At 45.8% G+C, this 7,015-nt stretch carries 5 protein-coding genes; 3 read left to right on the plus strand and 2 right to left on the minus strand.

What is annotated here, in order from left to right:
• Nucleotides 1–28: 28 nt before the first annotated feature.
• On the plus strand, nt 29–2,653 hold the full coding sequence (gene pglZ, locus METPAY_RS11495; RefSeq protein WP_052418796.1) for a BREX-1 system phosphatase PglZ type A: 2,625 nt from the start codon (nt 29–31) through the stop codon (nt 2,651–2,653).
• 15 nt (nt 2,654–2,668) lie between these two features.
• Complete coding sequence (brxL, locus tag METPAY_RS11500) at nt 2,669–4,705, plus strand: protease Lon-related BREX system protein BrxL (protein ID WP_084600852.1); 2,037 nt, start codon at nt 2,669–2,671, stop codon at nt 4,703–4,705.
• A gap of 41 nt (nt 4,706–4,746) precedes the next feature.
• On the opposite strand, the gene METPAY_RS11505 is transcribed toward brxL, so the two are convergent.
• Complete coding sequence (locus tag METPAY_RS11505; RefSeq protein ID WP_048152695.1) at nt 4,747–5,868, minus strand: ORC1-type DNA replication protein; 1,122 nt, start codon at nt 5,866–5,868, stop codon at nt 4,747–4,749.
• A gap of 303 nt (nt 5,869–6,171) precedes the next feature.
• Between METPAY_RS11505 and METPAY_RS11510 the strand changes: the two genes are divergently transcribed.
• Nucleotides 6,172–6,489: a hypothetical protein gene (locus tag METPAY_RS11510; protein ID WP_048152696.1), complete on the plus strand. Its 318-nt coding sequence runs from the start codon at nt 6,172–6,174 to the stop codon at nt 6,487–6,489.
• Between the two features lie 67 nt (nt 6,490–6,556).
• Here METPAY_RS11510 and METPAY_RS11515 read toward each other — a convergent pair whose 3' ends face one another.
• Nucleotides 6,557–6,787: a hypothetical protein gene (locus tag METPAY_RS11515; protein WP_048152697.1), complete on the minus strand. Its 231-nt coding sequence runs from the start codon at nt 6,785–6,787 to the stop codon at nt 6,557–6,559.
• Between the last annotated feature and the right edge of the window lie 228 nt (nt 6,788–7,015).

Below are 7,015 nucleotides of genomic sequence, written 5' to 3' on the forward strand. Positions count from 1 at the left end.
CCAAAAATCAGGTAAAAGGAAAAGAGATATGCCGATACTAAGCCTGGAGAAGACAAACGCCGCAATACTTGAAAAATTCAGCAGAATATCTGAATTTGAAAAGAGAAAGATTGTCTTCTGGTACGACAGTGAACAGACCGCCGGAGAAGAAGATCTTCACGCCATCATTCAGACCCTCCGGCAAAAAGGCATAAAAACACTTATCCTCGGAGATAACTTCTACGAGATCAAAAAAACTCTCGAACACGACGATACGGAATCGAATTATCTCGTCTACTCCCCAAAACCCGAAAGACCATTCCAGGAGAACTGGCTTTTAGACATCCAGCTATACTCGGAAAGATTTGAAAACAGCCGGATATCCGATATAAAATCAGAGATCGGGATAGAAGGCTACAGCCTTGACAACTTCCTCGATAAGCACAAGAAGTTCTTCGCCAACAAAAGAAGAGTCGCCGCATTTAAAAAATTCTATGAGGAAAGATGGAAAGAAGAAGACTTCATAAAAGGAATATTTGCAGTAATTACCGGATCGACCGTACCTGACGAAAAAGAGATTGTAAAAAACATACTCCTGGACTCCCTCTCAGAAGAAGAGAACAAGATGTGGGAGGATGTTACCCGCTACAACCTCGAAGAAGCCTTCTGGAAGATCGCAGAAAGAAACTTCGGATTTTATAGAGAACACCCCACACTCGGAAAACTATTCCTGAGCTTTCTGATAACCCACATCGACAGAAACTCAACACTCCCTCTCGGATCGCTGCTCGAAACTTACGTCAACCGGAAAAGGCAGAGCAATGAATGTGAGATATTCATCTCAGGCTGGATGGACAACTCGAAAGACTCCTCCCTGTTCGACGAATACTGCCGAAAACTTCTGCTCGAAGAAGACAAAAAACTTGAAAAAGAACTGACATCCATTCTCAACAAAGAGAAAGTCGAATGCTACCTGGAAGTGGAAGCGCCGGACATTTTTGATAAAAGCATAATCAGAAAGATAGTCGCCACAATATCAAAAGGCGGCAGCGATTATGATAAATACCTCGAATGGATAGAAGCACGGAAAACAAAACATTACTATACCGAATTCAGGGAGATCTACTCTGCACTCAGATACGCAATAATGCTCATCCGCCTCTCGGAAGAGATCGAAGAGAGGGACATCCCGGAAAGCAGCCTCAATGAACTCTTCATAAACTATACCACAAATTATTATCTCCACGACTTCTATTACCGGAAATTCTACTCCCACTATGACAAAACAAGCGGGAAAGATATCCTGAAAAACAGTATCCGGGAAAAAGTTGAAAGAGAATACCGGAGCGCAAACGAAAAGCTACTTATGAAATGGAGCAGTCTCATTGAAGCCCGGCCCGACGGAAGATGGGGAATAGAGCTCATCGGCAACCAGGAAGACTTCTTCACTAACCATGTTGCAAAGATTATCAAAAGAAACGACAGGGACAAAGTCGCAGTCATAATCTCAGACGCCATGAGATACGAGGTTGCCTCCGAACTGAAAGTTCTCCTTAACATAACTACAAACGGCACAGTTGAGATGAAGACGATGGCCGGCTGCCTGCCATCCTATACAAGACTCGGAATGGCATCCCTGCTCCCACATAAAAAACTCGAATACAGAAAAGATCGTGTCATCGTAGACGGAACCGATTCCGACGGCCTGAAAAACCGCGAAAAGATCCTTACGTCCTACGAGAAGGAATCGATAGCCTTCAATTTCAGGGATTTTCGGAACCTGAAATCAGATGAGGCAAGAGAGCTGATCAAGGGAAAAAAGGTTGTCTATATCTACCACAACAAAATCGACGAGACAGGAGACAGCAAAGCGTCAGAAGATGAAGTCTTCGAATCCGCCGAGTCTGCCATCCGGGATATCGACGAAATAGTAAACCGCCTCGGAAGATCCCTGAATGTAAACAACATAATAATCACGGCCGATCACGGCTTCATCTACAAACGCGACAACCTTGAGAGTGCCGATATCGTAGAGACGACCGGTTTTGACAAAGAAGATATCCTGGTAACAAATAAAAGATTTATAATCACCAGCCAGCAGACCGAACTTCCGAACACTCACAGGTTCATGATGACCTATCCCTCCGATTCAGGTGAACAACTCTATCTCTATACTCCATTCGCCGATCTCCGTTTCAAACTCCCGGGAGGAGGAAGAAACTTTGTTCACGGAGGCTTATCTCTCCAGGAGATAGTGATTCCGGTTATTCTCTACAACCATAACAGATCCACATCAGACCTCGACAAAAAGGGGATCGGGCATGGAAAGGTAGGAATAACAACAATCGGACATATTCAAAAAATAACCAGCAACCCGTTTAAAATCAGACTGCTCCAGACCGAAAACGTGACAGACAAACGCGAACCGCTGAGATGCAGGATTGCTCTCTATGACAATACAGGGGAAAGAGTCAGTGACGAAAAAACCATCATCGCCGATAAGACCTCGGATGAACCGAACGAAAGAATCTTTGAGGCAATACTTACATTGGGCAGTAATGTTAAAAACGGGATATATATCCTGAAAGCCATCGATGAGGACATAAAGGCCAAATACACCGATGTTCTTGATATGGTTGTTGAAGTTGATATTCTGATAACCGATGATTTTTGACTGGAGGCTTTAGAGATGACAGATCAGTATGGTATGGAAACGGACAAAAAACTCAACCTGTACTTCCCCGGCCGGGTCGTAAGAAAAGACCTCACAAAGAAGCTCAAAGGCAGTAACAACGTTCCGGTATATGTCCTTGAGTACCTGCTTGGCTCGAACTGCGCCACAGATGACGAAGAACTCATCAAAGAAGGGGTCAGGAAAGTAAAACGCATCTTATCGGACAACTACGTCCGGCCCGACGAAGCCGAATTGATAAAGTCAAGGATACGGGAGACCGGTTATTACACAGTCATCGATAAGATCACCGTCCATCTCAATGAAAGAAGAGATGTATATGAAGCTGAATTCTCATCACTCGGCATAAGGGAGATCGAAGTTGATCCCGAGACAGTAAAAAAATATGAAAAGCTCCTCGGAGGAGGGATCTGGTGCATAGTAAAGATGGAATATTCCCCGGAATCCTCCCGCTCCCCCTTCATCATCTCCAGTTTAAAACCCATCCAGATACCAAATATGGATATCAATGAACTTATCGACCGGAGAAAAGAATTTACGAAGGATGAGTGGATCGATGTCCTGTTAAGAACAATAGGGATGGAGCCTGACAAACTGGAATATTCTGTCAAATGGCACCTTCTTGAGAGACTGGTTCCTCTTGCAGAAAATAATTACAACCTCTGCGAACTCGGACCGAGGAGTACAGGCAAATCTCATGTTTACAAGGAGATCTCACCAAATTCAATACTTATCTCTGGCGGACAGACAACTGTGGCAAACCTCTTCTACAACCTCAGTTCAAGACAGGTAGGACTTGTCGGATTGTGGGATGTCGTCGCGTTTGATGAAGTCGCCGGAATCAGGTTCAAGGATAAAGACGGAATCCAGATCTTAAAGGATTACATGGCATCAGGATCATTTGCAAGAGGTAAGGACCAGATAAATGCAAATGCTTCGATTGTATTTGTCGGAAACGTAAACCAGAGCATCTCATCACTATTGAAAACCGCACACCTCTTCGCTCCTTTCCCCGACGCAATGAACAACGACAGTGCATTTTTCGACAGAATTCATTATTATCTCCCCGGGTGGGAAGTCCCGAAATTCAGACCAGAGCATTTCACAGAGAGATCCGGTTTCATCGTAGACTACCTTGCAGAGTTCCTGCGGGAGATGAGAAAAAGATCTTTCGGAGATCACATATTCAAACATTTCAGGTTCGGAAACAATCTCAACCAGAGAGATGTAATCGCAGTGAAAAAGACATTTTCCGGTCTTATGAAAATAATCTATCCGGATGACAGCGCCTCAAAGGAAGATGCACGTGAAATCCTGGAATATGCCCTTACCGGACGAAGAAGAGTCAAAGAGCAACTTAAAAAGATCGGAGGTATCGAATTCTATGATGTCAACTTTTCATACATTGATCTCGAAGAAAGCTCCGAACACTTCGTTACCGTTCCGGAAAGCGGCGGCAGCAAATTAATTCCCGAGGGAATGGGAAAACCGGGACAGGTATTTTCTGTCAACAGGAACAATGAAGGCAAGATTGGAGTATATAAGTTTGAACTCCAGGTAGTTGCAGGTTCGGGGAAATATGAGAGATCCGGACTTGGCTCAAATTCAAAGGCAAAAGAAGCTGTTCAGACCGCATTCAATTACTTCAGGGCAAATGCAAAGTCTGTAAGCCAGAGCATCTCGACGAAAGAAAAGGATTATCAGCTTCATGTTCAGGATCTGACAGGTGTCGGAATGACCGACGGGCTTGCACTCCCCGCATTTATAAGTCTCTGCTCCGGCGCCCTGGAAAAACCGCTACATGAACAGATTGTAGTTCTCGGAACATTTACAATCGGCGGCTCTATAAGTGTGATTGATAATCTTTCTGATCTCCTGCAGGTCTGCCTTGATGCTGGTGCAAAGAAGGTCCTGATACCTATATCTTCTGCAGGAAAGATTTCAACAGTCCCGCCGGATCTATTCAGTAAATTCCAGATCTCCTTCTATGAAGATCCGGTGGATGCAGTGTATAAATCTCTGGTGCTTTCTTAGATGAATTCCAGAATATCCAACCTGAATTTGGGTTAAAAAATTCACAAAACCTTCAACACCTCCTCAACCTCATACCTCAATGAAATCTCCCTCGTCTGCCCTCTCCCCTGGAGAGTCTTCAGGGAAATAATCTCCATCGACTCCAGCTTATTCAGCCGCTTGTGAAAGTTGGCATAACCCATTGAAAGCCGTTTATTTACAATCTCATAGAGAGCTCCGGAAGTCGGCAGCTCTTCACTATCCCGGACCTCTTCAGCCAGGACCGCCAGGAATTTTTTCTCCTCCGGAGACAAGCCCCCGATTGCATCCCGTAACCGGATATCCTTCGCAGAGACCGATGTCGATACATCCTCTGCAAGGACTTCCTTCCTTGCCGCCTTCTCCGCATTTGCAACAGACTCTTTTATTATCGTAAGGCCGACACGGAGATCTCCCGCCTCAACCGTCCTTTGAACAATGAGATCCAGAACCTCATCGGAGATCACCCCGGGATAAAGGCCCCGGTGTACTCTCTGCAAAAGGATCTCCCGGACCTCCTCGTAGCCGTAAGCAGGAAAATAAATATCAACGGGCCTGAAGACCGACCAGACCGCAGAATCGACTTTGGTCATAAGGTCGATCTCCATGTTGCTCACAGCCGCAATCACCCCGAGTCTTGCACCCGGAAATTCTTCGTAAAGACGGAGCAGCACATAGAGAATATCATTCAGCCGGTTCTCGTACATCAGATAATTTACATCGTCGAGACATACGACCGCAACCGTCCGGGACTCTGAAAGGTAATTTCCTATCTCATTGTAGACCTTCCGGAACGCAATCCCGGTAGTCGGCGGATAGTGCCCGAAGATCCGGTTGAATATTGAACCGAAGATCGAAACCCGCGTCCGATCGTATTTGCAGTTGATATATACCGGCAGGACCCGCTTTGTCGTCTGTTCGATCTCGGAGAAGAGCACCCGGACCGAGGTAGTCTTCCCTGTTCCGGGAAGTCCCCGGATGACGGAGTTGAACGGGCGGCTGCCTTTCATCGCCGGCCGCATGGTATAGGCCAGTTCGCTGAGCTGCGTATCTCTGAAATTAAACTGTTCCGGTACGTGATCTATCTCAAAAATATCGGGGTCCCTGAAGAGAGTCTGGTCCCCCATTAGCAAATTTCTCTTCATTATTATGAATTTTTATGATGATGTATAAGGATGAATTCTGTGCCTGGTGAAAGTGGAAATTATCAAATCGCTCACTTTCACCCCTTCCGCTCCCCGGTTAAATATTCATCCAAACAATCTTTGATCGTCCCCGGTCGGGAAAAACATAGGACATTTCTCACAACTCCGAACTGTTGAGTCAACGGGTCTTCACAATATGCCGTACCGACTTGTTTCTCTGAATGCAGTCAATAATCCGGCCGGGACACCTTACCCACAATCTAAAGGGATCACCAAAAATCAATTTTTTAAGGAGCCTGATCAATGACAATCACAGAACTACTCGCAGCCATCGACCCCCTTCAGACCATCGCTGTAATCCTGGGAATATCAGGGGCCGCCCTTGTAGCAGGGAAGAAAGCCGCATCAAGACTTTCCGGCTTCTCATGCTGGATTATCGCAAACCTGATCTGGTTCTTCGAAGGTGTCTACTCATCGAATTATTACCTGGCGGCGATGTTCGGGTTCTACTGGATAACTGCCATTGTCGGGTTTTGGAATTCATTGAAATTAAAGGAGAAAATTGAAAGGAAGAGCCATTCGGCAAGTGTGCCGCTTCCGTTTAAATCACAGGACCAGTGAATTAAGACCCACCAAAAAACCCCATGAAATTACTCCGTAATTTCAAAGAGTTCCCCAATGACATCCGTCATTGCAGAAACTTCATTATCACCGCAACAAGGCCGCCCGCACCCGCCCCGACCCCGGCGGAGATCTGCCGATCACGACCTGCCGACTCCGACTTAAAACCTTCAAGATCCCGGATTCGGTTCTCATGATCTCCGATGGACTCCTTCATCTCCTCAAGCGTCCTGCAGATCCACTTCACATCCCGGTTCGTCTCGACGATCATGTCCCTGTTACTCTTCTCTTCTTTCATCGTGCGTTCGTTCACTCCTGCGGATAAATTCGGCAGAAACAGGGATAAATCGAACTGTATCAACTATCTGATACAGTCACGCTAATCTATCAAAAGAACGAGTAATTAAATGCCTGTTCCAGTACCCGGGGAAAAGGCAGGCAGGAGAAAAAACGAATGGCAGATTTCATCGAAACTACCAACACCAAGTCGGCCACTCGTGAGCTTGCAGCCTCCATCGCAGACGTT

It is taken from the genome of Methanolacinia paynteri (assembly GCF_000784355.1).
Taxonomy (GTDB): Archaea; Halobacteriota; Methanomicrobia; order Methanomicrobiales; family Methanomicrobiaceae; genus Methanolacinia; species Methanolacinia paynteri.